Raw genomic sequence first — 24,540 nt, 5'->3', positions numbered from 1 at the left:
AAATAGCTTTTGAAAATATTTTTAGACAATTAATAAATTTTTGGTTTAAAAATAATGAAATTTATGGATTAAAATTTTTCTATCAAATCTTTAAAAATTTCATAAAGTTTATTTACTTCATCAACACTAACTCGCTCATTTTTGGCATGTATGCGGTCGTTTATGACGCCAAATTCTATCGCATCTACGCCAAATTCAGCAAAGTGCCTTGCATCACTCGTGCCGCCCTTTGTATTTAGAACCGGCGTGACTCCGGTGATTTTTGTAACAGAAGCTATTAAATTTTTTACGATTTTGCTATCTTTGTTTGTTAAAAATTTCTTTGAGCTTTGCTTTATACTAAGCTCATAATCAAGCCCTTTTAAAACCTCTCTAAGATAGCTCTCAACATCATTTACATCGGTTAAATTTGAGTTTCTAACGTTAAACATTATGCTAAGCTCACTTGGAGTGACATTACAAACTTGCATACCGCCTCTGATATCAGTTACCACAATCTTGCTTGGACTAAAAAACTCACTTCCGCCGTCCATATCATGATCAGCTATCTTACTTAAAAGTGGAGCTATCAAATTTACCGGATTTACACACTTTTCAGGATATGCCACATGCCCTTGAACGCCCTTTATCACGATCTTGCCATTTATCGAGCCACGTCTGCCAACTTTTATGCTATCGCCAAATTCTTTATCGCAAGTTGGCTCAGCCACTACGCAAAATTTTGGCAAATCATTTATTTCGCGCAAATATTCAAGTGCTAAAGGCGTGCCATATGTGCCATCGCCCTCTTCGTCGCTTGTTAATATGAGGCTTAGCTTCCCATCAAATTTCGTATCTTTAGCAGCGCAAACAAAAGCAGCCACGCCACTTTTCATATCCTGTGCGCCTCTTGCGTAGATGTAGCCATCTTTTTCTAGTGGAGTAAATGGCTCGCTATCCCAGCCCTCACCTGGAGGCACGACATCAACGTGTCCAGCAAAAGCTAGATGCTCGCCATCACCATAAATTTTAGAAAGTATGAGATTTTTTGTGCCATTTTTTTCTATAAATTTCGCCTCAAAATCAGGCAAAAATTTAGCAATAAATTCTAAGCTTCCAGCATCATTAGGTGTGATAGAGCGAAAGCTTAAAAGCTCTTTTAAAAAGCTAACTACCACTAAGTGCCTTATGAGCCAGCACGCTCTGGTGCACCAAAATAAAAGCCCTGGAACTCATCTATGCCGATCTCTTTACAGATTTCAAATATCTCTTTTGAATGCACATATTCAGCAATAGTTTTTATACCAAGGTCTTTTGCAAATGCCACGATCGCACTTGCGATAGAGTGTGAATCTTTATTTATGTCTATATCTTTTATAATAGAGCCATCGATCTTCACGTAGTCAGGCTTGATCTTTATAATGTAAGAAAAATTTGAATATCCTGAGCCAAAATCATCAATAGCGATCTTTGCGCCCATGCTTTTTACACGCTCGATAAAATTTGAAACTCTCTCTAAATTTTTAAGCTCTTCATCTTCAACGATCTCAAATACTACTCTACCAGCAACATTGTGCTTATTTAATAAATTTAAAACAAGTGAGCTAACATCACCATCGATCATATCTCTACTGCTTAAATTTATAGAAAGTACTAAATTCTTATCCTCTACAAGCTGTTTAAAACACTTTACAATGAGTTGTTTCTCAAGATCAGCATAACGCTTAATACGCTTTGAGATATCTAAAAAGATATTTGGTGATATAACGTCGCCTCTATCTAAAAGTCTTATCAAACATTCGTATTTTACAGGTACCTTTTGGTCATTAACTATCGGCTGAAAATAAGGAACTATATTGTTGTTTATAGTGGCGTATTGTATCAGTTTAGAGCGTTCTATTTGAGTTGCGTATTCCTCTTTTTGATTTAGCCCTTTGAAATAACAAACATAGTCTTTATCTTGCTCTTTTGCTGTTTTTAATGCTATTGTTGCTTTTCTTAGCGTTTGGTCACTATCAAGAGCAAAGCCTATTGTACTATGTATCTCGATACCTTCTATCTCCCTACCATCTTCATCGACTATACTTAGCATACGACCTTTAAAAATTTCTATCAAATCTTCAACCATATCTTCATATCTATCGATAAAGCTATCGCTATCTTCTACCAGAGCAAACCTATCTGCTTCTATACAGTAAGCCTTCATATTCTCATCTTTAGCAAATTCACTGATCAAATCAGCCATCTTTACCAAAATCTGATCACATGCAAATTTACCGTAAAAGTCATTCATCTTGCCAAAATCGTCAATATCTATAAGCACTACTTTAGGATTTTCATAGCTATTAATATCACGCACCAATGCTGTTTTATTTAAAAGTCCAGTCATTGGATCGATATAAAGCTTTTCTCCAAGCTCTTCTATCTGTTTTTTAGCATCTGTTTTTAATTCATTATAGTTATTTTTTTCTTTTATATATTTAACCGCATACCATATACAAGTGGATAAAGCAACTATTGCGCCAACTAAGCTTAAGATGAATGTTAAAGTCATATTGTTTAAAAGCCACTCAAAAAAGTACTCATCATGTGTACCAGTAATACGTTGATCAACCTTTCCTTTAAAGCCTAATATATACTCTCCAACCGGTACAAACATACAAACTTGAGCAGCGTTTTCTGGCAAAATTTTTGCCCAAAAATAATCTTTTTGGAAATTATGAGCAAAGATATTTCCACAGCTTTTGTCGTTAAATTCTTGATTTATTATTCTTTTATCTGAAGACGCTACGACCTTGTATCCATTTTTATTATCATCCTTTAATAAAAGGACATCACCCATAGCGCTATCGTTAATGTAAGATTGAAAATTTGCGACATTATATTTGCTGGCATTTTTGAAATAATCAACATATTGATATGTCAAATAATCAACTTTCTTTCGAAGATTAAAACCATTTTCAGCAGAAGCATTATTAAATTTAAAATAAAAAACTGCCAGGTTTTCGACTAAAAAAATACTTCCCAAAACAAACACTAAACCTATAATCGTTTTAGTGATATTTAGATTTTTACCCGTTTGCTCGTCCTTGTTACTCAAAAGTTACTTCCCTTATTTTGTGTACTTGTCCTGATTATATCAACCTTAAAATAAATTTTAACTTTTGGAAAAAAGTTAAAGTCTGACTATTTTAGCGCCATATCCGCCTTGATTTGCCGGTGCGTCAAAAAATTCTTTCACACTTGGATGCTCTTTTAAGAAATTTTTAACTGCAAAGGCAAGCTTGCCAGTACCGATGCCGTGAAATACGCTAACCTCATCAAACCCCATAACAAGACTATCTGAGATAAATTTATCAAGCTTTGCTATCGCCTCGTCAGCTCTCATGCCGTGCAGATCAAGCGAGAGCGAAGCCGTTTTTGGTTTATCTACATTTAGGCTAACGCCACCTTTTTTAGGTAGCACCACTTCGTTGCCATTTTTTCTTAAAAGCTCTAGTGGCACGCGTAAATTTATGCCATTTGACTCGATCATCGCGTCATTTTTTGAGATACTTAAAACCGTGCCTTTGATATTTTCATACTTCACTCTATCGCCTACTTTTAGGCTCTCACGCTCAGTTTTTTTAGGTTTAACGATGGCAGCTTTTTTCTCATTTGCCACGTTTAGCGCCCTTTGCTTGTCTTTAATGTCCTTGAAATTTATAACAGCTTTTGCCGCATTTATCGCTTCATAATACTCTTTTTCTAGGCGCGAAATAGTCGCATTTAGCTTGATCTCATTTTTCTCTTTTAGCTCTTTTTGCTCTTCAAGCAAGCGCTCCAGCCGCTCCTCTTTTGCCGTGACCTCTTTTATCCCCTCATCAAGCTTGGTTTGTAAATTTAGCGTCTTTGTAATGATCTCGTTTAAATTCTCTTTATCTTCGCCGTAAATTTTCTTTGCCTGAGCCACTAGATTTTGAGATATGCCGTATCTTGCCGCTGTTTCAAAGGCGTAAGACTTGCCGATCGTGCCTTTTAAAAACTCAAATTTAGGCCTTTGAGCCACCTCGTCGTAAAGTGCCGCCACTAGCTCAACCTCTGGATTCTTAGCTAATAGCATCGCAAGGCGCTTGTGGTGGGTCGTGATGATCATTTTGATATCTTGAGTGATGAGGCGCTCTATCATGACGCCATACAAGCTCGCAGCCTCTTCAAAATCGGTGCCAAGCTCGATCTCGTCGATACCGATGATGATAGATTTTTTAGTAAAAAGCTTTGCAAAATGCACCATCCTGCCAGCAAAGGTCGAGATGTCGTTCTTCACGCTTTGCGGATCTTCGATGATCGCGTCAAATTCTTTAAAAGAGCCGATCGTTGAGCGGTTTGCGTCGATACGCATAGGCAGCAGATACTTTGCAAGAAGCGTGGCTGAGATGATCGATTTTAAAAGCATCGACTTACCGCCAGCATTTACGCCGGTAATGAGAAGCACTTTTTTGCTAAAATCCACGCTCACGCTTTTTGGGTTTTTTAGCGCTGGGTGGGCAAATTTCTCAAGCTTGATAACGTGCGAGCTATTTGGCAAAACAAACTCATAATCACGTGATCTAGCCAAATTTACACGAGCCTGATATGCGTCAAACTGATCAAAAGCGTTATTTATAAATTTCAAAAAAAGCAGGCTCTTGCTCATCTGCAGGCTAAATTTCTTGCAGTGCTCAAAAATGATCTCCTCTTTTCTATCAAGCAGCTCGCTTTGCTCCTTTTTTAGGCGCTCGGTGCTTGCAGGTGCGACGTAGAAGTAGCCGCCTGAGCTTCTAGCGATCACGGTGCCTTTTAGGGCGTGATTAAAGCCGCCACGCACCAAAAGTGCCTCTTGCGAGTTGATGTAGTGCGTCTGGGTATCTACAAGATAAGGCGTGATGTGCTTTGAGTAGATGAGCTTTTTAAGCTCAGCATCGATTTGGCGCTTTTTCTCGCTAAATGCCTGCTTTATCGCAGCAAATCTCTCATCCACGCTGTCGCTAAACTCGCCGTTTTCATCAAAGCTGTTTGCCATCTGGCTCATCGCTTCATGGATTTCAACCTTAGCGATCCACTCGCCAAGCCTACCTTCAAATTTTTGCTTTTTTAGATATGAAAAATACTTAATGATCTTTGCAAACTCGTAAATTTCACTGATGTGAAGTACTGCTTGCTTGCTAAGTCTCATAAGCGCGTCATCAAGCTCTTTTATCTCGTCAGGCGCCTTAAAATCATACTTTGAAAGCTCGTTTATATTTTCAAAGTGGATTTTGCTGTCGCCTTGTAAAAATAGCGGTTTTTGCCTTGCTAAAAATGAGTTAAATTTATCCAGATACTCGCCCAGATCGAGTTTTGCAAATATATCGTTCATTGCTCGCAGCTCGTTATAGGCACAATGACGCCTGAGAGATCACTAAATTCTCGTTTTGGCAAAAATGACGCCGTGCCAAATTCGTAGTTAAATTTCTCAGCACTCACGTTGTATTCGCCACATTTTAGCACTTTGCCCTGTTTAAAATCGCTAACTAGCTTTGAGATGGCGTCCTCATTTTTTGATAAATTCTCTTCGTAAAAATAGACGCAAACAAGGATCGCTACAAGCACTGCGCTAACGAGCGCTTTTATGCCTTTGCTGATCTTTTCATCTTTTATCGCCCAGATCGCTCCAAAAAGTACGATCAAGCCAGCGATTAGGATCAAATTTCTTACCATTTTACGCCCTTATATTTTGCGATGAGCTCTTTGTAAAGCTCAGAATGAGGCTCGATCTTTTCTAAAATTTCAGCCTTAACCTCACTGATATCTTGTTTTTCAACTAGCAAGCAAACAGCCATATACGGGGCATTTGGCAGCATCTCTTTTATCTGAGTGCTACTTAACTTTTGCGACCTCGCAAGGGCTATCAAAATATCTTTTTTGCCTAAATTTATAAGGCTTGAAATTTCTTCTTCACTAAGCTCTTTTTCTTTTATCTCTTTTAAAATTTCATTTTCATCTTGAGGCTTGAAAGTGCTTAGATCCATTAATATCCGCCCCTTAGCTGTACGCTGATATCGCCCGCTCCAAAGCCAACTACGATGCCATCACTCAGGCGGTTTTTCACGCCAAATTCATCTGTAAATTCTATCCCCTCTTCAACCCTCTCGACCTTGTCTGTAAAGATCGGGTTATACTCGCTAAATTCGCTCTTCATATCAACTTCAATAGGATTTTCTCCAGCTGCATAAACTGGCAAGATGACAAGCTCATCAACGCCCTTAAAGCACTCTTTAAAGCCAGCTAAATTTGTGCTAAGTCTTGTATAGCGGTGTGGCTGAAATATCGCTGTAACGCTGTTTATGCCTAAAATTTTGGCGTATTCAAAGACTGATTTTAGCGTTGCTTTTATCTCGGTTGGATGGTGCGCGTAGTCGTCGATTAGAACAAAATTTTTGTTTGCACTAAGTATGTCAAAACGCTTTTTGATGCCTTTAAAATTTAGTAAATTTTCTCTTATGTCTTTTAGCGGCGTCTCGTGCATCGCAGCAAGAATAGCCAAAGATGCGTCTATGGCGATGTGCTCGCCCATGCCAAAGGCTTCAAATTTGCCTAAATTTTTAAGATTAAAGCTAGTGTATGGCTGATAGTCTCTTACAACCATTGTAAGCTCGGTGATATCGGTGCTTGGGTAAAGTCTGATCGCATCAAGCTTAAGCGTGCTTAAAAACTCGTCCTCAGCGTTTATCACTCTAACCTTCGCGCGCTCCAAAAAGCCCTTGTAGGCTGCGTAAAATTTAGCTAGATCGTAGTCGTAATGCTCCATGTGCTCTGGCTCTGCATTTGTGACGATGGCTAGATATGGGTTTGAGTTTAGAAAGCTTGAGTCGCTCTCATCCGCCTCAAATACGACGTTATCGCTTTTAGCGTAGCGCATATTTGAGCCAAACTGCTTTGAGATGGCGCCGATGATGACTGAACCCTCGATAAGGCTTGCTAGCATCGCTGAAGTCGTACTCTTGCCGTGTGCGCCAGCTACTGCAAAGACGCACTTATCCTCAAGCACATAAGGCAAAATTTCCTTTCTAGAAAAGCACTTTATGCCCTTTCGTCTGGCCTCCACTAGCTCGATATTATCCTCTTTTATCGCAGCTGAATAGACCACGAAGTCTTGGTCTTTTATCGCCTCTTTGCAGTGCGGCGTGATGACCTCGATGCCTTCATCTTTTAGCTCCAGCGTCGTTTTGCTCTCTTTGATGTCACTACCGCTTATCTTGTGGCCTTTTTCGTGTAAAAATCTAGCGATGGCTGAGATGCCGATGCCGCCGATGCCTATGAAATGGACTTTTTTGATCTCGTTGTTTAGCTCTTGCAAATTTTATCCTTAAGTTTTTCGTGATTTTAACAAAAACTACTAAATTTAAGGCTGAAAATGGCTTTTATTTGCTTAAGCTAAAGCTTTCATCTATCAGATCAAAAACGGTTTTTTGTGAGATTTTGGAGTTTAAATTTACACTTATCCAGTGCTTTTTATTCATATGATATGCCTTAAAAATTTGCATCTCATCAACTAGCACCATGGCTAGATCAGGGCTACATTTTAGATTTAAAACTTCTATCATCTCGTCACTTTCAAGCCCAAGCTTGCTTGCACTTATCTCCATGAGTAGCGCAAACCACTTCTTGTTTTTCTTGTGACGAAAGGCGCTAAAATTTGGATATTTTGGGAAAATTTGCTCACCTAAAATGTCAAATTTCTCTTTTATGTATTTCTCAACGTCGCTTCGTTTCAAATTTCACTCCAAAATTCCTTTAAAGAGCGCTCATTCTCGTAGTTGTGATGTCACATTACCCAACTCGTAATCGTGATAACTTTTACTAAATTTGCTCTTTTCTACCTAGGCACAGCGTTTTATCTTTTAAATTTAGCCTCTATATGCATAAAGCCCCAGGTGCTTCTAGCCTCGCTAAGCTCCTTTTTGCTAAGTTCATCGATCATCATCTCTTCGTTTTTGCCTAGCCTATTTTTGATCTCACCAAATGGATTAATAAGCATAGAATCTCCATAAAAACTCCACTGCGTATCATCACTTTTATGGCTTCCTACGCGGTTTACACGCAGCACATAGACGTTGTTTGTAAAGGCTCTAACCTTTAAAAGCTCCTCCCAGCGCGCCTGAGAAAAAAATGTACAAGCCGTTGGCACTAGAACAATATCGACCTTTTTAGCGCTCATATAAGCCCAGCAAATGTCAAAATGTGCCTCATAGCCAAACATAACGCCTACTTTAAATTTATCATATGTAAAGATAGGTAAATTTAGCTCATCGCTTGTGTTATTAAAGAATTTAGCCTCATTCCAGTGAGCGTAAGGCATGAGAATTTGCTGATCATAGAGCTTGACTTGTGTTGGGGTAAATTTAGCTAGACTTTTAAAAATTTCCTTACCTTTTAGATTTACAATGGGTGCAACGATATTTAAATCATACTTTTTTGCCATTGCAAAAAGAGCCTCTTTTTTGCGCTCGCTTTGCTCTTTTATAAGGCTTTTTGGCATGCTAATAAGCTCTTTAAAAAAGCTATTTAGCACGTATTCGCCCAGCACAACAAGTCTTGCATTTTCGTCCGCACAAATTTTTAAATAATAATCGAGTCTTGCCTCGCTTAGCGGCTGCGTTGGTAGCTGAAGAGCACAAATTCTACTCATCGTCCACCTGCTTTATGCTAAGTTTTGCGTTTTCTAAAATTTCTCTTGCTTCATTTAAGAGCTTTTTGCCCTGCTCATGCAGCTTTATGCTATTTTCTAGGTTCACATCATCTTTATTTAGATCGTTTAAAATTTTATCCGCAAGGGCCAATTTTTCTTCAAAACTTTGCTCTTTTTGCTCCATTTTCTATCCTTTTAATATATTTTTTATATATCCATCAAATTTTTCTATTTCGACCAAAAACGCGTCGTGGCCGTAGTTGCTATCTATCTCTATGAAATTTATCCTATCTTCTTGCCCCATTTGGCAAAGTGCGTCATAAATTTCTCTCATACAGCTTGGCGGAAAGAGTAGATCACCTTTGAAAGCGACTAGATGCAAATTTGCTTGTATTGGCGCAAGGGCGTCTTTTAGGTTGTCATAGTGTCTTGTACAGTCAAAGATGTTCATCATTTTTACGATGTATAGGTAGCTTAGTGGGTCAAACCTCTTTGGGAAGTTGTAACCGTTGTACTCCATGTAGCGATCCACCTGAAAGCGCCCAGAAAGCTCGTAAAGACCGTCAGTTTCTACGTAGTTGCGTCCAAATTTCTCATCCATGCTATCAGGGCTTAAAAAGCTGATATGACCTGCCATCCTGCCAAAAGCCATACCTTTTAGCCCATTTTTTCTTATAAATTCCACGTCGTATTCGCCATTTTTAAAATTTTCATCGTTTAAAATGGCTTCGATGGCGATTTTGTTAAACGCTATCGCCCATGGCTTGGTCTGATAGGTACTTGCGAGCATGACGATATCTTGTGCAAATTCTGGAAACTCAATAGCATAGCAAAGTGCTTGCATACCGCCAAGACTGCCACCGATGACAGCCCTTGCCCTTGTGATGCCAAGCTCGCTAAATAACCTCATTTGCGCCTTTACAACGTCACTTATGGCAAGGACTGGGAAATTTAGTCTATACTCTTTGCCGCTACTTCTATCCACACTTAGTGGCGAAGTCGAGCCAAAGCATGAACCCAGTATATTTACACAGATAATGTAAAATTTATCGGTATCGACCGCCTTTTTGCTGCCTATTAGCCCGTCCCACCAGCCAGCTTTCTCATCGCCTGCGTAAGTGCCAGCAGCGTGGTGTGAGCCAGTTAGGGCGTGACAGATCACGATAACGTTGCTTTTATCAGCATTTAGTGTGCCGTAAGTCTCATAAATAAGCTTAAAATTTGATAGTATACGGCCACTCTCAAGATAGAGTGGCTCGTTAAATTTAATAGTTCTAGTTTGCAGGTCTAACACTAATTAACTTTGTAGTTTGGTGCCTCGTGAGTGATAACTACGTCGTGGACGTGGCTCTCTTTTAGTCCAGCGCTTGTTATCTCGACAAATTCAGCTTTTTCTTGAAGAGTTGGGATATCTTTTGCGCCAACATAGCCCATTGCGCTTCTTAGGCCACCTATTAGCTGATGGATCACATCTTTTATGCTGCCAGCAAATGGCACACGGCCCTCGATGCCTTCAGGCACAAGCTTGTCTTGAGCGGTACCCTCTTGGAAGTAGCGGTCCGAGCTACCCTTTGTCATAGCGCCGATCGATCCCATACCGCGATATACTTTATACTGGCGACCTTGGAATGTTATAAGCTCGCCTGGGCTCTCTTCGCAACCTGCAAGTAAGCTACCAGCCATAACGCAAGCTGCACCTGCCGCAAGAGCTTTTGCCACGTCACCTGAGTATTTTAGACCGCCGTCAGCGATAACTGGGATGCCATATTTTGCTGCTTCGCTTGCGCAGTCGTCAATCGCTGAAATTTGAGGCACGCCAACACCAGCAACGATCCTTGTGGTGCATATTGATCCTGGTCCAATGCCAACTTTTATGCCATCAGCTCCTGCTTCTGCTAGGTCTTTTACAGCTGCTGGATTTGCGATATTACCAGCTACGACATCAACATTAAAATTTGCTTTTACCTCTTTTAACGTATCAATAATGCCCTTTGAGTGACCGTGAGCTGAGTCGATGACGATGACATCTACGCCAGCATCAACTAGCGCTTTAGCGCGGTCAATCTGACCAACACCGATAGCCGCAGCCACGCGAAGTCTGCCGTAGCTATCTTTGTTTGCGTTTGGATACTCTTTGCGTTTTTTTAGATCTTTTATGGTGATAAGTCCGTCAAGTCTGCCGTCTTTATCGACGATAGGTAGCTTTTCAACCCTGTTTTGAGAGAAAATTTTTTCCGCATCATCAAGCGTGCAGCCCTTTGGTGCGGTGATAAGCGGCGCTTTTGTCATGCGATCTTTTACCAAAGTGCTCATATTTGTCTCAAATCTCAAATCGCGGTTTGTTAAAATTCCTATTAGCTTGCGGTCCTTGTCGATGACTGGAACGCCTGAAATATGAAGATCTGACATAAGGCTTAGAGCTTCAGCCACGGTTGCTTCTGGATTTATAAAGATAGGATCGATGATGACGCCACTTTCGCTTTTTTTGACGCGTTTGACCTCTTTTGCTTGACTTTCGATGTCCATATTTTTGTGGATGACGCCGATACCGCCGAGCCTCGCCATCATAATAGCAGTTCTATGCTCAGTCACCGTATCCATCGCAGCAGAGACGATCGGGATATTTAGCGTGACATTTTTGCTAATCCTGGTTTTGACATCAACTTGCTTTGGCAAAATTTCAGAGTATTGCGGCACAAGAAGCACATCTTCAAACGTTAAAGCTCTCTTTACTATCTTCATATTTTTATCCTTTTATTAAATTTTCTAGGCTCTTAGCACCATTTATCAAGGTCTGTTCGTCCCACGCTTTTGCGATGAGCTGGGCGCTCACGTTTAAATTTTGATCATCTTTGCCAACTGGCACAGAGATAGCTGGAAGGCCTGCTAAATTTACGCTGATCGTGTAGATATCGCTTAGATAGGCTTGAAGCGGATCGCTGTGTGCTCCAAATTTATAAGCTGTGCTTGGAGCAACTGGCATGAAGATGAGATCATTTTCTTCTAAAATTTTCTCGTACTGAGCTTTTATATGTGCTCTTGCTTTTTGCGCTTTGATGTAGTAAGCATCGTAGTATCCGCTACTTAGTACAAATGTACCAAGCAAAATTCTTCTTTTTACCTCTTCGCCAAAGCCCTCTGAGCGTGAATTTACATATAGTTCTTTTAAATTTTTAGCATCTGCGCGTCTGCCATATCTCACGCCATCGTAGCGGCTTAAATTTGCGCTTGCCTCTGCGGTTGCGATGATGTAGTAGGCCGCGACATCATATTTTGAGTCTTCAAAATTTGTGTAAGTTACGCTGTGACCGTGTGATTTTAGCTTCTCGATGGCTAAATTTAAAGCAGCTTTTGTCTGCTCGCTTGCGTTTTCTACGTAGTTTTTGATGACACAAATTTTTAGCTTTTTGTTGCCGTCTATCTTGTCGCTAACGCTAACAAATGGCACATCTGCGCTCGTGCTATCTTTTGGATCATGTCCAGCGATCGCGTCATATAAAATGGCTGCGTCTTCTACGTTTTGAGCGATTGGGCCTATTTGATCAAGGCTGCTTGAATAAGCGCCAAGGCCGTATCTGCTCACTCTGCCGTAAGTTGGTTTAAAACCTACGCATCCACAAAATGCTGCTGGCTGACGGATTGAGCCACCAGTGTCACTACCAAGTGCGGCTACTGCAAGGCCAGCTGCGACTGCTGCTGCTGAGCCACCGCTACTGCCACCTGGGACATGGGCATGATTTAGTGGGTTTAGTGTTTTGCCGTAAAATGAGCTCTCAGTCGTGCTTCCCATAGCAAACTCATCCATATTTGTGCGGCCAAATGGAGCTAAATTTTTACTAAGTAGCTTCTCGATGACTGTTGCATTATATGGTGCTACATAGCCTTGTAAAATTTTAGAAGCACTTGTAACACTCCAGCCTTTTACTTGGATGTTGTCTTTTATAGCGATAGGCACACCCTCGCCTAGTTTTGCGATCTCTAAATTTGCTAGCTGCTCGACATAAGCGCCAAGCTCTTTTTCTTTTATGATCTTTGCCTCAAGCTCGGCTCTTAAATTTTTTATCTCTTCAGCTGAAAATTTTAAAGCTTCTTTCAAAGTTACCACTATTTTTATCCTTTAAATTTATTAACCAAAAATATGCCAAACAAGCTAACAACGACCACCGCAGCGATCGTTGCTATTATGATAGTTGCGCTTACTGGCTCACTTAGCACTTATGACCTCTTCACATCTTGGACATAGCGCATCTTCTTTGCTAGCGTTAAATTTCCAGCATCTTGGGCATTTGTGAAGGTTGCTTGCTATGATCTTAAATTTATCGCCCTCAAGCTCAAACTCAGCTAGTGGCTCGCTATCATCATAAGCTCTAACTGAGCTTACCATGTAAAGATCGGCCATTTCGCGCTCGTCGTAGCTTGTGATGTTGTGGTTAGTTGTCTCTAGGCTTAGCTCTAGGGTTGATTTTATCTTTTTGTCCTTTTTAAGAACATCCACGATCTCGTTAAATTTCTCCCTGCTGGCAAAAAGCAGCTCATCTTCAAAGCTAAGATCAAATTTGATTGGCTCATAGACTAGGTCAAACGCGTCTTTTGCGTCGCCTTTGATGATCTTTGGAGCGTAGTCCATAACCTCATCGACGGTGTAAGTAAGTGTTGGAGCGATGAGTGGCAAAAGTGCCTTTGTGATGATCGCCATCGCGCTTTGGGCTGATCTTCTTCTTGGAGCGTCTTTTGCGTCGCAGTAAAGCCTATCTTTGCAAACGTCAAGATAGACGCCGCTAAGATCGGCTGATAGAAAATTTAAAAGGATGTTAAAGCCCTTTGAAAAGTCGTAATTTCTAAAGCAAGCGCTCGCCTCATCAAAGACCTTTTTAGCGCGTGCTAATATCCACTTATCAAGGATGTTAAACTCTGTATTTAGGCTCTCAAGATCATTTACGTTCGCTAGTAAAAAGCGGATCGTGTTGCGGATTTTGCGGTATTGCTCGCTTATTTGTTTTAATATATCTTCGCTTATTTTTAGGTCGCTTGAGTAATCACTCATGCCAACCCAAAGGCGTAAAATTTCCACGCCGTGAGTCTTAGCCACATCTTGTGGAGCGATGACATTGCCCTTGCTCTTGCTCATCTTCTCGCCCTTAGCATCGACAGTAAAGCCGTGAGTTAGGATGCTCTCATAAGGTGCGTGAGAATTTATAGCTGTGCTTACTAGAAGCGAGCTTTGAAACCAGCCGCGGTGCTGATCTGAGCCCTCTAAATACATGCTTGAAGGATATTTGCCAGCGTCGTAGTTATCGCTTTGCAAGACCGCATGCCATGTCGAGCCGCTATCAAACCAAACATCAAGGATGTCCATCACTTTTTCTAAATTTTCAGCCTTATATTTTGAGCCTTTTGGCAAAAGCTCGTCTATGCTTAGCGCCCACCACGCATCAGCGCCTTTTTCTTTAAAGATAGACACGATGTGGTCTAAAATTTCACTATCAAATATAACTTCTTTTGTCGCTTTATCTCTGAAAAACGCGATCGGCACGCCCCAGTCACGCTGACGAGAGATGCACCAGTCTGGGCGATTTTCTATCATAGAACCTATTCTTTTTATGCCTACGCTTGGGTAGAATTTAACCTTTTCAAGCTCTTTTAGCGCTGTTTGTCTAAGCGTTTTGCCACCTAGTTTAGCCTCGTCCATAGCTATAAACCACTGCTTTGTGGCTCTATAAATAACAGGCTTATGCGTTCTCCAGCAAAATGGATAAGAGTGTCTAAATTTAGAGACGCTAAGCAAGCTTTTGCCAAGTAGCTCTAAAATTTTCTCATTTGCTTTAAAGATGTGCATGCCGACAAACTCATCTACCACATCACTTCTAAATAGTCCGTAATGTTTTATGCTCTCATCGTAGCAGCCACCATCATCAACCGGCATCAAAATTTCGCTAAAGCCATATTTTAGGCAAACATAGTAGTCGTCCTCGCCATGTCCTGGAGCTGTATGAACAAGTCCAGTACCCCCATCCATCATGACGTGATCACCTAGTAAAAATCGTGACTTTCTGCCGTTTAGTGGATTTATCGCGTGAGTATTTTCAAGCAGGCTTGATTTAAACTCTTTTTTGACCTCGCCCTTGCTTAGGCCGCTTTGTACAACACTTTCTAGTAGTGGCTTTGCAAAGATCAAATTTTCAGCCGTTAGCACATAAATTTCATCTGGTTTTAGACTTATGGCTTGATTTGCTGGGAGTGTCCAAGGCGTGGTCGTCCAGATGACAGCGCTTGCCTCTTTTACGCCAAGCTTTTCTAGCGCGTCGCTGTCAAGCTCAAATGCTACGTAAATAGAGTAGTCCTCTTTCTCCTCGTACTCGACCTCAGCCTCAGCTAGCGCCGATCTAGCCGCCCAGCTCCAATAAACCGGCTTGCTTCTTTCAACTAAAAGCCCCTTTTTAGCGATCTCGCAAAGTGCTTTGTAGATGTCAGCCTCAAACTCAAATTTCATCGTCATGTATGGATTTTCAAAGTCGCCGATGATGCCAAGGCTTTTAAATTCATTTCGTTGAATGTCTATAAATTCTCTCGCGTGCTGTCTGCAAAGCTCCCTGATCTCGACCTTGCTAAGCTCTTTTTTCTTGTCACCAAGCTTTACTTCGACTTGTTGCTCGATCGGTAAGCCGTGGCAGTCCCAGCCTGGCACGTAGCGGACGTTTTCGCCGTAAAAATAGTGCGTTTTTGTGATGATATCTTTTAAAATTTTATTTAACGCGTGGCCGATGTGAAGGTGGCCGTTTGCATACGGAGGGCCGTCGTGGATGTTGAAGTTTTTAACCGCATTTTGGCGATTTTTCTTCATTTTTTCGTAAACCTTGCGGTCTTCGTACCATGATTTTAGTCTTTGTGGTTCATTTTGTGGAAGATTTCCGCGCATCGGGAAATTTGTCTCTGGGAGTAAAAGTGTCTCTTTGTAGTCCATTTTTTACCTTGATTTTAAAATTTGCTAATTTTACACCTGTGCTGGTTAAATCACACTGAAAAATAGTATAATGAGGCAAAAAAAGGAGCTTAAAAATGAGACAAAGTATCTTGATAATAGGCGAAGATCTTGAGATAAATAGAGAATTTCTAAACTACATTTTTCAAAGTTACGAGGATCATTTTGGCGAGCTTGGAGCTGTCAGTTTTGCTCCAAAAAATAGCAAAGAGCTACCTTTTATCATCGAAAATTTATCAAAAGATTACGACTTTGTAAGCATTTTTGGCTCGGATGAAAATTTTGCCATCGCCGCAAAGATCGTAGCGACGCTAACTGGGGGCTCGCTCGAGCTAAAAGATAGCACGACACTTGCGCTTAAAGATAGCTTAGACTACTCTAAAAATAGCTTTTTAGCCAGTCTAAATAACGCCCAGATAAATCTTATAAAAGCTAATCCAAATGAAGAGCTAGGCGAGTTTCTAACCGACTATGAGCCTGATTTTAGCTACTTTCATCTAATAGACATCGACGCAGATAGCGCGAAGATCCTTATGCTACCACTTGCTAAAACTTATGAGGTCGATATCACTCTTGCGCAGATCCTGCCAAATTTGATACTAGTAAGGGCAAAAAGCAATAAATTTGGCCAGATCGAGAGCTTTTTACAAGGGGTAAAAACGCTATTTTCGCAAAAATTTATCCCGCAAAAAGATGTGATCAAATTTGTAGCAAAAAAGCTCATGCAAAATGGGCTTAAAATTTCATTTGCTGAGTCTTGCACGGCTGGGCTTGCAGCGGCTAAATTTGCAAGATATGGCGGCATCTCGGCTAGCTTTGATGGCTCATTGGTGACTTATGCAAACCACATAAAACACGAGTGGCTGGGCGTTGAGGATGAGATTTTAGATACTTACGGAGCCGTGAGCGAGCCTTGCGTAAAAGCAATGGTAAAAGGCACGCTAAGCACGACAAATGCGGACTTTGCACTTGCTATTAGCGGTATAGCAGGACCAGGTGGGGGCACAGCTAGCAAGCCAGTTGGCACGGTATATGTCGCAGCTGGCGATAGAAACGGCAACATCGAGGTTGAGAGACTGCTTTTAAAAGGGGAGCGCAACTACGTTAGAGAGCAAAGCGTGCTAAGTGCGTATCTATGCCTACTTCGCTTAAAAAGTGAGATATTTTTCGCGTAAAATTTCGCTTTTACTAAAAATTTATAAAAGTCTTACGCTAAATTTAATGAGCCAAAATAAAATTCGGCAGCGATTTTCTAGCAGAAGATCAAAAATAAAAAGCCAAATTTAGGAGGCTAAAGATGTTTAAAAAGATATTGTTTCTAGCCGTTTCTTCGTTATTTGCATTTGGCGCTGAGGCACAGGTGGGCGAGATAAAAGCAAGTGACTTGCCTTTTGGTTACGCTAGCATTGGAACAGAGCAAAATTTTGGCGGATACGCCGGCAAAGAGAGTAAAGAAGTAGTCGTAAAAGATAGACAAGAACTCGTAAAATACGCTCAAATGGGTGGTTACGTCATCTATGTGGATGGGCTCATAGACCTTAGCGAAGGCAAGATACCGCAAAATGGCAATAGCTTGGGGCTGGATAAATTTATAAGTGAGATTAGCGGTGGCGAGTTTGACACTTATACTAAATTTATGCAGGCTTACGGCGCTTCATGCCATGCAAATTTAGATGGTTCGCAAGATCCAAAGCTAGCAGCGCTTCGCAAAAATTTAGCCAACGAATACAAAAAGCTCATCGTAGTGCCGGTAGCTAGCAATACCACGATAATCGGCCTAGGCGAAAACTCAGGCATAAAAGGTGGCTCACTTTTGCTAAAAAATGTCCAAAATATCGCGATCCGCAACATGTTGGTCGAAGATGCTTTTGATCCATTTCCAGATATACAAAAAAATGACGGCTTCAACGCGCAATATGACGGCATTAGCATAGAATCAAGCAAAAACATCTGGATAGATCACTGCCATTTTAAGGACACTGTGGATCTTAGCCATGTGCATTTAGCAGGCGGAGAGCTTACTAAATGGCAAACCTATGACGGACTATGCGACATCAAGGGGGACAGTGCGGCTATCACGATCTCGCACAACATCTTTGAAAACCACGACAAAACGATGCTAATAGGCTCAAGAGACTCGGACGGCAGCAGCGAAACGAGAACTATAACGGTCGCTCATAATATTTTTGACAACTGCGCGCAACGCCTACCTATGGCACGCAATGCAAAGGTGCACGTCTATAACAACTTTTACGACTCAAAAGATGGCTTTTATGACCAAAAATACGCCATTGGAGTGCGCTTTGGCTCGCTAGTATACGCTCAAAACAACTACTTTACAAATGGCGTCAAGATAAGCTACAAATGTAACAAAGGCACCATTTTTGAAAGCGGCAACATAGACCTTTCTAAAAAGGGCAGCGTTTGCGAAAAGCTAGACAAACCACCATTTGAGCCTCCATATAAATTTGAGCTCCTCGAAGCTTCAAATGTCCAAAAAGAGGTAAATCAAAACGCTGGCACAGGCAAACTAGCCGTCATAAAATAATATCACCAAAGCCCCAAGCTAGCCAAAACGCTTGGGGCGTGAAAACAAAGCTAAATTTTTATATTTTTACAAGCCAAAACGCTAGCACATAGCCCATATATCAGCACGCAAAGGCTAACGCTTAGCCCAAAGACGCTAAGAGCGGCGGTCTGACTAAAAGAGAGGGTAAAAAACGAGATAAAACTCGTGATAAATGCGCAAAATATCCCATAAATTCGCTCTTTTTCGCTAAGGCTCTCATTTAGCGCAAATATCATGTAATCAATCCCCACAGCACTTGCAAGTATAAGCCCAAAGACACCAAAGATGCTTAAATTTATGCCAAAAACGGCAAAGATAAAGAGCGTAAGAAGCACGCCAAAGACGATGGTGCCCATCACAAGTGCCGAGATAAGCGCACTAAAGTAAAACCATAGCAGTAAAAATGCGATCACAAGTGCTGCTATTTTTAGCTTTAGAGCAAGCTCTTTTGCCTGAGTTAGGCTCTCATTTAGCGAGCTAGCAAAATTTAGACTAAAAGCGTTGTAGCGCTCTAGCACATCATCACTTGCCGCTCCTTTTACAAAGCCACTCGCGTAAGCCACACTTGCATTTTCATCAAGCATAAATTTCTTAAAATCCTTCATTGATTTTAGAGCCAAAATTTCACTCACGCCAAGCTCTTTTTCGCCCAAAATTTTTAAAATTTCATCCCTTATCTCATCTTTGTTAAAGCCAAATTTCTCATAAACCGCATAAATTTGCTCATCATCAAGCACCTTTTTAAACACCTCTTTTAGCTCACCCTGCTCACTTTTACTTAAAAACATATCACTTAGCGAGCTCTCATCTTTTATCAAATTTCTCTTTTTTAGCTCATCTAAAAGGCTCTTTTCATCACCCAAAATATCACCGCTAGATCTTGTCACTATCATCGTATTTTGGTTGTTGCCAGTTAAGCTTAATATATAAGAAGAGTCCGCTAGCAGGCTCTTTGGCATATTTGAGTAGTCTTTTACGTTTTCGCTTTTTGATAAATTTTTAAGATCAAAAACAAGAAAAATAGCTAGTAAAATAAGTGAGATAGCTAGAAATTTAACCCCCAAATGCCTTGCAACCGCGCCTGAGAGATCACAAAATTTAGTTAAAAACGCGTCAAAAACCTTTGATCTATAAAATTTCACCCCTTCAAAGACTAAAGGCATGAAAAAGTAGCTGGCTAAAAACGCAGTAACTAGTGCAAACGCCGAAAATAGCGCCACTTCTTTAAGCAGCCTAAGATCAGAAAAAGTAAAAGCCAGATAGCCACTAAGCGTGATAAGTAGGCCTAGCAAGAAAATTTTTAGCATATTTTTTATGCTGCTAGCCCTGATCGCTTCGCCCTCGTTTTTGCTAAGCCAGTGCAAGACGTAGTCAAACATGAGTCCAATGAGGCTTGTGCTTATTAAAATAGTAAGGATATTTAGCTCACCAAGGCATAGCAAAGTGCCTGCAAATGCCACACTAAAGCCAAATACAGCGATAAATATCACATAAAAAATTCGCAAATTTCTAAAAGCAAGCATCAAAAATATAGCGGTCAAACTAAGCGAGAGCGCGCTCATATAAAGGCTCTCAGTCTCGTTTTTTTGCTTTGAAAATGCCTGATAGAGGGCACTTGAGTGCACAAAAAGCTCATTTTGCCAAACTTTTAGCGCATTTAGGTCGTGATAAAAATTTATTAGCCCCTCGCTCGAAACCCCCTTTTTTAGCTCACCTTTTAGCAAGAAAAAGCTCTTCTCTCCGTCCTTTACCTCAAGCATGAGCTCGGCTAAATTTAAGCTCACATTGCCATTTTTTGCGCTAAAGCCGCTACTTAGCGAGAAAAAATCATCTTTTACATTTAAAAGTCTAAAGCTAAAGCTATTAAAAATTTCCTCTGCACGTTTTTGGAAAAAAGCGTTTTTATCGTTTTTTAAAAGCTCTAGATCAGCCCTACTTAAAAACGCAATCTTCGAGCGGTTGATGTCACTTTTTAAATCGTTTAAATTTATATCTAAGTTCGCCTCAAAGCTTTTAAAAAGCGAACTTTTAAGAGCTAAGCTTTGCACATTTTTGGCTAGCTCTTTGGAATTTACTAGCACTAAAAAATTTGACGCCATCTCATCTTGCACCTCTTTTAGTACCTTTGCCTCTTTGGCGCCCTTGAAATTTATCAGTGAAAAGATGTCAGTTTGCACGTTTTTTAGGCTTGCAAGTGAGTAGCCAAGCGAGGCTAAAAAAACAAAGATAAAAGCCAAGATCGTGGCTAGTTTTTTCATTTTAGACTAAACTCATTTAGTGTTTTATCGCCGCTTACCTCATCAAGCTCGATCTTTTTTACCGCCTTATCGCCGCTTATCTTTATGGATTTAAAAATTTGTTTAAAGAGTAAATTTTTAGGGCTTAGCTCTATGCTCCACTTTTTTAGACTGCCGCTTGTTTTTATGTCAAATTCTTTTCTAAGCTCGTTTTCATCTAGGCTGATGATAGCAAGAAAGAGCTTTTCGTCAAAATTTGCGCTCGTCTTTTCAAGCTTGCCATTTTCGTTTTTAAAAATGCCGTCTTTGTTTATAAAAACCTTTGAGACGACTGGTTCTAGTGTATCCCAGTAAAGACCGCCCTTTTCTAGTTTAAACTCGCCCGTGCTTTTTATGCTTTTGTTAAAGCCGGCCAGGCTCTTTGTCTGCGTGAAATTTCCGCTTACTCCATCTGTTTTTACTATATTTTTAAGCTCACTTAGCTCATAGCCAAAGCAAGATATAAAAATGGCTAAAAAAAGAGCTATTTTTTTCATATATTTTCCTTTTTTGTGTAAGCTTTAAGTACATTTTTTAGGGCCTCTGGCATCTCAAAGCAAGTTTGCAAGCTTTTCATATCGATGACAGCTTGCGCGGTATTTGCCTCGCTTAGTTTTTCGCCCTTTTCATTTTCTATAAGGTAGTGAAATTTTAAAAATGTTTCGCACTCGCTAAGCGTCGTCGTGATCTTTATGACGTCATTAAAAAAGGCTGGGCGCACGTATTTTACGTCAAGTTTTACGATAGGAAAGGCGTAACCATCTTTTTTCATAGCAATGTAGTTGTATCCTAGCTTGTCAAGTAGCTCGCAGCGTGCCATTTCTAGGTACTTGACGTAGTTTCCATGCCACATCACTTCCATGCTATCAACATCAAAAAACGCCACTTTAAATGTGCTAACGTGTGAAATTTTCAAATTTATCTCCAAAAATCAAAAAAGTTAAACCACTGCGACGGACTCTTGCACGCTTGCTCCTCAAGCTGCCTTACATAGCTTTGCACGTATGGTATGACGCTTGCCTTGCGGTCGCGACCTAGTTTTATCTCATCTGCGATGTCGCTTAGCTCGATACTAAATTTATCGCCATTTTTCACGCACCAAAGTGTGCTCATTTTTACACCCAAAATGCCAGCTAGCAAGTATGGGCCATAGTTAAATTTAGCCATCTTGCCAAGAAAGCTCACTTCGACAAATTTATCACCATTTACCGGGGTTCTATCGCCCATTATGCCGATATTTACACCGTTTTCTACCGCCTCTTTTAGCTCAAGCATAGATGCTGCATCGAGGTTTTCTACGCTTATTAGCTTGATCTGCCCTTTACTTATCTGCTCTAAAATTTTATAAAAATTCTCACTTCCCTTGCTATACACCAAGATGATCATGCGAAAGCTTGGTGATCTAAGCGAGAGTGCCTTGCAAATTTCTACATTTCCTAGATGGCTTGTTAGCAAAATTCTGCCACGATTTGATACCTCAAACTCTTCTTTTATCCACATAAGCTCGTCAATATCTAGCTCATTTTCGAGCACACCATTTTGCCAAATACGAAATTTATCGCAAATCGCAATACCAAATTCATAAAAATTTCTAAAAACACCAGTAACTGGTTTTTTACCGCTAAATTTCTCTACATTTTGCAAAAATTCTCTTATATTTTTTCTCTCTATTTTTGAAAAAATATAATAAAAACAAACGACGATCATAACGATAGGTTTTATAAGAAAAATAGGTAAATTTTTAGTTAAAAACAAGCTCACCCTTAAGAAAAATTCATTTGATCTTTCGCCTTTTTGCCACCATGCATATTTTTGTCCTTTAAGGGCTTTACTTAGCAAAAATGGAACCAAACTAAAAAAATATTTTGCATGCATAAGGCTTATTAATACGTTATCTTTTAGCATTTTAAAGTGCGAAACGCCGCCTTTTTCATATCTTACGTTTAGCGGTATCCACTTTAGTCTGGTGCCTACTCTTACGGCATTTACAAGGATTTCCATGTCAAATTCCATCCTATTTGACCTGCTTTGAGATATCGCCCACTCAAGCTCTTTTAGAGGATAAATTCTAAAGCCACACATCGCGTCTTTTATGTCGGTGCTTAATGTATTTACCTTGACCCAAAAATTTGTGATCTTTCTACCATAAAACCTCGACTTTGGTGCGTCCTCGCCATAAATCGGATCAGCCATTATCATATGATGCGGACACTTTCTGCTAAGCTCTAAAAACTCAGCCACCTCGCTTATGTCATGCTGAAAGTCAGCATCGATCTGAAATGCATGCGTGTAGCCATTTCGCACAGCGTGTCTAAAGCCATCTTTTAGTGCAGCTCCCTTACCGCCGTTTTGTGCCCTTGTCAAAATTTCTACACCAAATTCGCTCAAATTTTGCAAAGCCTTTTTTGAAGCTTCGTTTGAGCCATCATCGACTATCAAAATATGTAGATTGTATCTCGCAAGCGCCTTACAAAGGGCTTTTATCTTCTCTGGATGGTTGTAAAATGGTATGAGAAAAAGCGTCTTCATAAGCCCAGCTTTATCCTACCAGCAGCACTTCTAGTGCCATTGCAAAATATCTCAAAACAAACTTTCTCATCTTTTTGCAAAATTTCTATACAAAGCTCGTCATTTGGCCTTACAAATTTTAAAAATTTCAGATTCTCCACCACGCACTGATCGCCTATTTCTGCGCCAAGTTTTCTTGCAAATTTAAATACAAAATCAAGCTGTACAAAGCCAGGTAGCAGAGGTAAATTTGGAAAATGTTCAGTAAAAATGCCAAGTGCTGGGCTAAGCTTTGTCTTAAATTTATAAACGCCGTCCTCGCTACTTTTATCCCAGCTAGGCTCCTCACTTTTTTCTAAAAGCTCTTTAAAATTTGCTTTTAGAAATTTCCCTTGCGCGTTTTTACAAAGTGAGCTAACGATTTTAAAATACCTAACACTATTTTTAAACTCAGGCCTTAAAAGCTCATTTAACCTTGCTACAATGCCCTTTTTACCGCTATCTCTAAAGAGTTTCACACCCTCTTCACTAAGCTCTAAAAGTGCAGCCAGACGCTTAAATTTTGGATGCGTATCGCAGTAGCAGTCTTTTAAAAGACCACTTTCAAGCATCTTATTTTCGATGCTTATTAGATTGACCCTTTTGTCATTTAGTTTGACTATCCTATCGATCCTACCTTTTAGTGTGAGCCTATTGCCATTTATCTGCGCCCAGTCACTAGTTTGGAAAAACTCACACCAAGGCGAGCTCACATTTAACGCCTCGTCCTCGCTAAGACCTGCCTTTACCTTACTAAAAAATAAAAGCTCATCGCCTAAATTTCTAGCCACTACACCAGTTTCGGTACTGCCATAGATGTCGATGATGCACGCACTGCTTAGTTTTGCTATGCTAGCTCTTAGCTCGCTCTTTAGGGCTGAGCCGGCACAGATGATGTTTTTTAGCCCTGAAATTTCAGCTGCTCTTGGGCTAGAAATTAGCGTTTGAAGCAAAACTGGGCTTGTTACAAAGCTTAAATTTGAAAGATCAAGCTCAAAGATCGCCTCTGGGTAATTTAGCTCCTTGCTAACAGCCTTTGCACCAGAGATGATGGGCAAGAATACCTTAAAAGTAAGGCCAAACATATGCTGATGTGAAACGCTTGAAAAAAATGTATCGCTTTCATTAAATCCAAGTTCTTCTTTTAAAAACAGCCCTTCTTCTATCATTGCACCAAGTCTTTTTGGGATATTTTTGCTCTTTCCAGTCGAGCCCGAAGTTTGAAGAAAAAAAGTAGAATTTAGATTAAAATTTGGCTCCATATTTCTAGCTGGAGCCAAAAAATTCTTGAAATTTTCATCATTGATATTAAATTTATCACTACTAAAAATAGGCTTTGCGAGCAAAATCGGTCTCACGCCGATCGCAAGTGCTCCAAAAAAAGCTACACAAAAGTCAAAAGTTTCGCTTATATAGATCTCTACCTCACTTGGGCCATACTCTTTTAAATTTGCCCCAAAAATAACAACTTGTGAGTATAAATTTTTATCAATATCAACAA

General features: G+C 40.2%; 20 protein-coding genes. 2 read left to right on the top strand and 18 right to left on the bottom strand.

What is annotated here, in order from left to right; all coding sequences use genetic code 11:
• Positions 1-68: 68 nt before the first annotated feature.
• From dapE to ileS, 13 genes are all read right to left on the bottom strand, one after another.
• The gene (gene dapE / locus CVS92_RS06480; protein ID WP_107788920.1) at positions 69-1,157 is read right to left on the bottom strand and encodes a succinyl-diaminopimelate desuccinylase; all 1,089 of its coding nucleotides are present in this window, start codon (positions 1,155-1,157) and stop codon (positions 69-71) included.
• 8 nt (positions 1,158-1,165) lie between these two features.
• The gene (locus CVS92_RS06475) at positions 1,166-3,079 is read right to left on the bottom strand and encodes an EAL domain-containing protein (protein ID WP_107788919.1); all 1,914 of its coding nucleotides are present in this window, start codon (positions 3,077-3,079) and stop codon (positions 1,166-1,168) included.
• A gap of 75 nt (positions 3,080-3,154) precedes the next feature.
• Positions 3,155-5,356, bottom strand: coding sequence for an endonuclease MutS2 (locus CVS92_RS06470; protein WP_199906415.1), 2,202 nt, complete (start codon positions 5,354-5,356; stop codon positions 3,155-3,157).
• Positions 5,353-5,697 carry a hypothetical protein gene (locus CVS92_RS06465; protein ID WP_107788917.1) on the bottom strand — a complete coding sequence of 115 codons (345 nt, stop codon included), beginning with the start codon at positions 5,695-5,697 and terminating at the stop codon, positions 5,353-5,355. The genes CVS92_RS06470 and CVS92_RS06465 overlap by 4 nt, the downstream gene beginning before the upstream one ends.
• Complete coding sequence (locus CVS92_RS06460; protein ID WP_107788916.1) at positions 5,691-6,008, bottom strand: hypothetical protein; 318 nt, start codon at positions 6,006-6,008, stop codon at positions 5,691-5,693. The genes CVS92_RS06465 and CVS92_RS06460 overlap by 7 nt, the downstream gene beginning before the upstream one ends.
• A complete protein-coding gene (gene murC / locus CVS92_RS06455; RefSeq protein ID WP_107788922.1) occupies positions 6,008-7,315 on the bottom strand; it encodes a UDP-N-acetylmuramate--L-alanine ligase in 1,308 nt (435 codons plus the stop codon). The genes CVS92_RS06460 and murC overlap by 1 nt, the downstream gene beginning before the upstream one ends.
• Positions 7,316-7,400: 85 nt before the next feature.
• Positions 7,401-7,754, bottom strand: coding sequence for an MmcQ/YjbR family DNA-binding protein (locus tag CVS92_RS06450; protein ID WP_107788915.1), 354 nt, complete (start codon positions 7,752-7,754; stop codon positions 7,401-7,403).
• A gap of 119 nt (positions 7,755-7,873) precedes the next feature.
• Positions 7,874-8,668: a carbon-nitrogen hydrolase family protein gene (locus tag CVS92_RS06445; RefSeq protein WP_107788914.1), complete on the bottom strand. Its 795-nt coding sequence runs from the start codon at positions 8,666-8,668 to the stop codon at positions 7,874-7,876.
• Complete coding sequence (gene xseB, locus CVS92_RS06440) at positions 8,661-8,852, bottom strand: exodeoxyribonuclease VII small subunit (protein ID WP_012140368.1); 192 nt, start codon at positions 8,850-8,852, stop codon at positions 8,661-8,663. Before xseB ends, CVS92_RS06445 begins: the two co-directional genes overlap by 8 nt.
• Positions 8,853-8,855: 3 nt before the next feature.
• Positions 8,856-9,962, bottom strand: coding sequence for a homoserine O-acetyltransferase MetX (metX, locus tag CVS92_RS06435; protein ID WP_107788913.1), 1,107 nt, complete (start codon positions 9,960-9,962; stop codon positions 8,856-8,858).
• Positions 9,962-11,410, bottom strand: a complete 1,449-nt coding sequence (gene guaB, locus CVS92_RS06430) for an IMP dehydrogenase (RefSeq protein WP_107788912.1) — start codon at positions 11,408-11,410, stop codon at positions 9,962-9,964. Before guaB ends, metX begins: the two co-directional genes overlap by 1 nt.
• 4 nt (positions 11,411-11,414) lie before the next feature.
• A complete protein-coding gene (gene gatA, locus CVS92_RS06425) occupies positions 11,415-12,773 on the bottom strand; it encodes an Asp-tRNA(Asn)/Glu-tRNA(Gln) amidotransferase subunit GatA (protein WP_107788911.1) in 1,359 nt (452 codons plus the stop codon).
• Between the two features lie 99 nt (positions 12,774-12,872).
• Complete coding sequence (gene ileS, locus CVS92_RS06420; RefSeq protein WP_107788910.1) at positions 12,873-15,629, bottom strand: isoleucine--tRNA ligase; 2,757 nt, start codon at positions 15,627-15,629, stop codon at positions 12,873-12,875.
• Between the two features lie 95 nt (positions 15,630-15,724).
• Here ileS and CVS92_RS06415 point away from each other — a divergent pair, with 95 nt between their 5' ends.
• Together CVS92_RS06415 and CVS92_RS06410 are read left to right on the top strand one after the other, a co-directional pair.
• Positions 15,725-16,822, top strand: coding sequence for a CinA family protein (locus CVS92_RS06415; protein ID WP_107788909.1), 1,098 nt, complete (start codon positions 15,725-15,727; stop codon positions 16,820-16,822).
• A 122-nt stretch (positions 16,823-16,944) separates the two neighbouring features.
• Positions 16,945-18,195, top strand: coding sequence for a polysaccharide lyase family 1 protein (locus tag CVS92_RS06410; RefSeq protein ID WP_107788908.1), 1,251 nt, complete (start codon positions 16,945-16,947; stop codon positions 18,193-18,195).
• 50 nt (positions 18,196-18,245) lie between these two features.
• Here the strand turns inward: CVS92_RS06410 and CVS92_RS06405 are convergent, their stop codons facing one another.
• From CVS92_RS06405 to CVS92_RS06385, 5 genes are all read right to left on the bottom strand, one after another.
• On the bottom strand, positions 18,246-20,474 hold the full coding sequence (locus CVS92_RS06405) for a hypothetical protein (protein ID WP_107788907.1): 2,229 nt from the start codon (positions 20,472-20,474) through the stop codon (positions 18,246-18,248).
• Positions 20,471-20,989 (bottom strand): LolA family protein, encoded by a 519-nt coding sequence (locus tag CVS92_RS06400; protein WP_107788906.1) that lies wholly within the window; start codon positions 20,987-20,989, stop codon positions 20,471-20,473. Before CVS92_RS06400 ends, CVS92_RS06405 begins: the two co-directional genes overlap by 4 nt.
• A complete protein-coding gene (locus tag CVS92_RS06395) occupies positions 20,986-21,408 on the bottom strand; it encodes an acyl-CoA thioesterase (protein WP_234398710.1) in 423 nt (140 codons plus the stop codon). Before CVS92_RS06395 ends, CVS92_RS06400 begins: the two co-directional genes overlap by 4 nt.
• Before the next feature lie 2 nt (positions 21,409-21,410).
• Positions 21,411-23,021 carry a glycosyltransferase family 2 protein gene (locus tag CVS92_RS06390; protein WP_107788904.1) on the bottom strand — a complete coding sequence of 537 codons (1,611 nt, stop codon included), beginning with the start codon at positions 23,019-23,021 and terminating at the stop codon, positions 21,411-21,413.
• Positions 23,018-24,540, bottom strand: a 1,523-nt coding sequence (locus tag CVS92_RS06385) for an AMP-binding protein (RefSeq protein ID WP_234398709.1), incomplete at its 5' end; no start/stop codon positions are given. The genes CVS92_RS06385 and CVS92_RS06390, both read right to left, overlap by 4 nt.

The organism is Campylobacter concisus (assembly GCF_003048555.1).
Lineage (GTDB): Bacteria > Campylobacterota > Campylobacteria > Campylobacterales > Campylobacteraceae > Campylobacter_A > Campylobacter_A concisus_AO.
The sequence above is the reverse complement of the archived record's forward strand: the minus strand, read 5'-3'. Positions and strand labels throughout refer to the sequence as shown.

Bases quoted from the DNA above. Each gene is read 5' to 3' on its own strand.
- CVS92_RS06460 (WP_107788916.1), bottom strand. From the start codon at position 6,008: ATGGATCTAAGCACTTTCAAGCCTCAAGATGAAAATGAAATTTTAAAA.
- xseB (WP_012140368.1), bottom strand. From the start codon at position 8,852: ATGGAGCAAAAAGAGCAAAGTTTTGAAGAAAAATTGGCCCTTGCGGAT.
- CVS92_RS06390 (WP_107788904.1), bottom strand. From the start codon at position 23,021: ATGAAGACGCTTTTTCTCATACCATTTTACAACCATCCAGAGAAGATA.
- CVS92_RS06410 (WP_107788908.1), top strand. From the start codon at position 16,945: ATGTTTAAAAAGATATTGTTTCTAGCCGTTTCTTCGTTATTTGCATTT.
- CVS92_RS06470 (WP_199906415.1), bottom strand. From the start codon at position 5,356: ATGAACGATATATTTGCAAAACTCGATCTGGGCGAGTATCTGGATAAA.
- ileS (WP_107788910.1), bottom strand. From the start codon at position 15,629: ATGGACTACAAAGAGACACTTTTACTCCCAGAGACAAATTTCCCGATG.
- CVS92_RS06465 (WP_107788917.1), bottom strand. From the start codon at position 5,697: ATGGTAAGAAATTTGATCCTAATCGCTGGCTTGATCGTACTTTTTGGA.
- CVS92_RS06445 (WP_107788914.1), bottom strand. From the start codon at position 8,668: ATGAGTAGAATTTGTGCTCTTCAGCTACCAACGCAGCCGCTAAGCGAG.
- CVS92_RS06400 (WP_107788906.1), bottom strand. From the start codon at position 20,989: ATGAAAAAAATAGCTCTTTTTTTAGCCATTTTTATATCTTGCTTTGGC.
- guaB (WP_107788912.1), bottom strand. From the start codon at position 11,410: ATGAAGATAGTAAAGAGAGCTTTAACGTTTGAAGATGTGCTTCTTGTG.
- CVS92_RS06415 (WP_107788909.1), top strand. From the start codon at position 15,725: ATGAGACAAAGTATCTTGATAATAGGCGAAGATCTTGAGATAAATAGA.
- CVS92_RS06405 (WP_107788907.1), bottom strand. From the start codon at position 20,474: ATGAAAAAACTAGCCACGATCTTGGCTTTTATCTTTGTTTTTTTAGCC.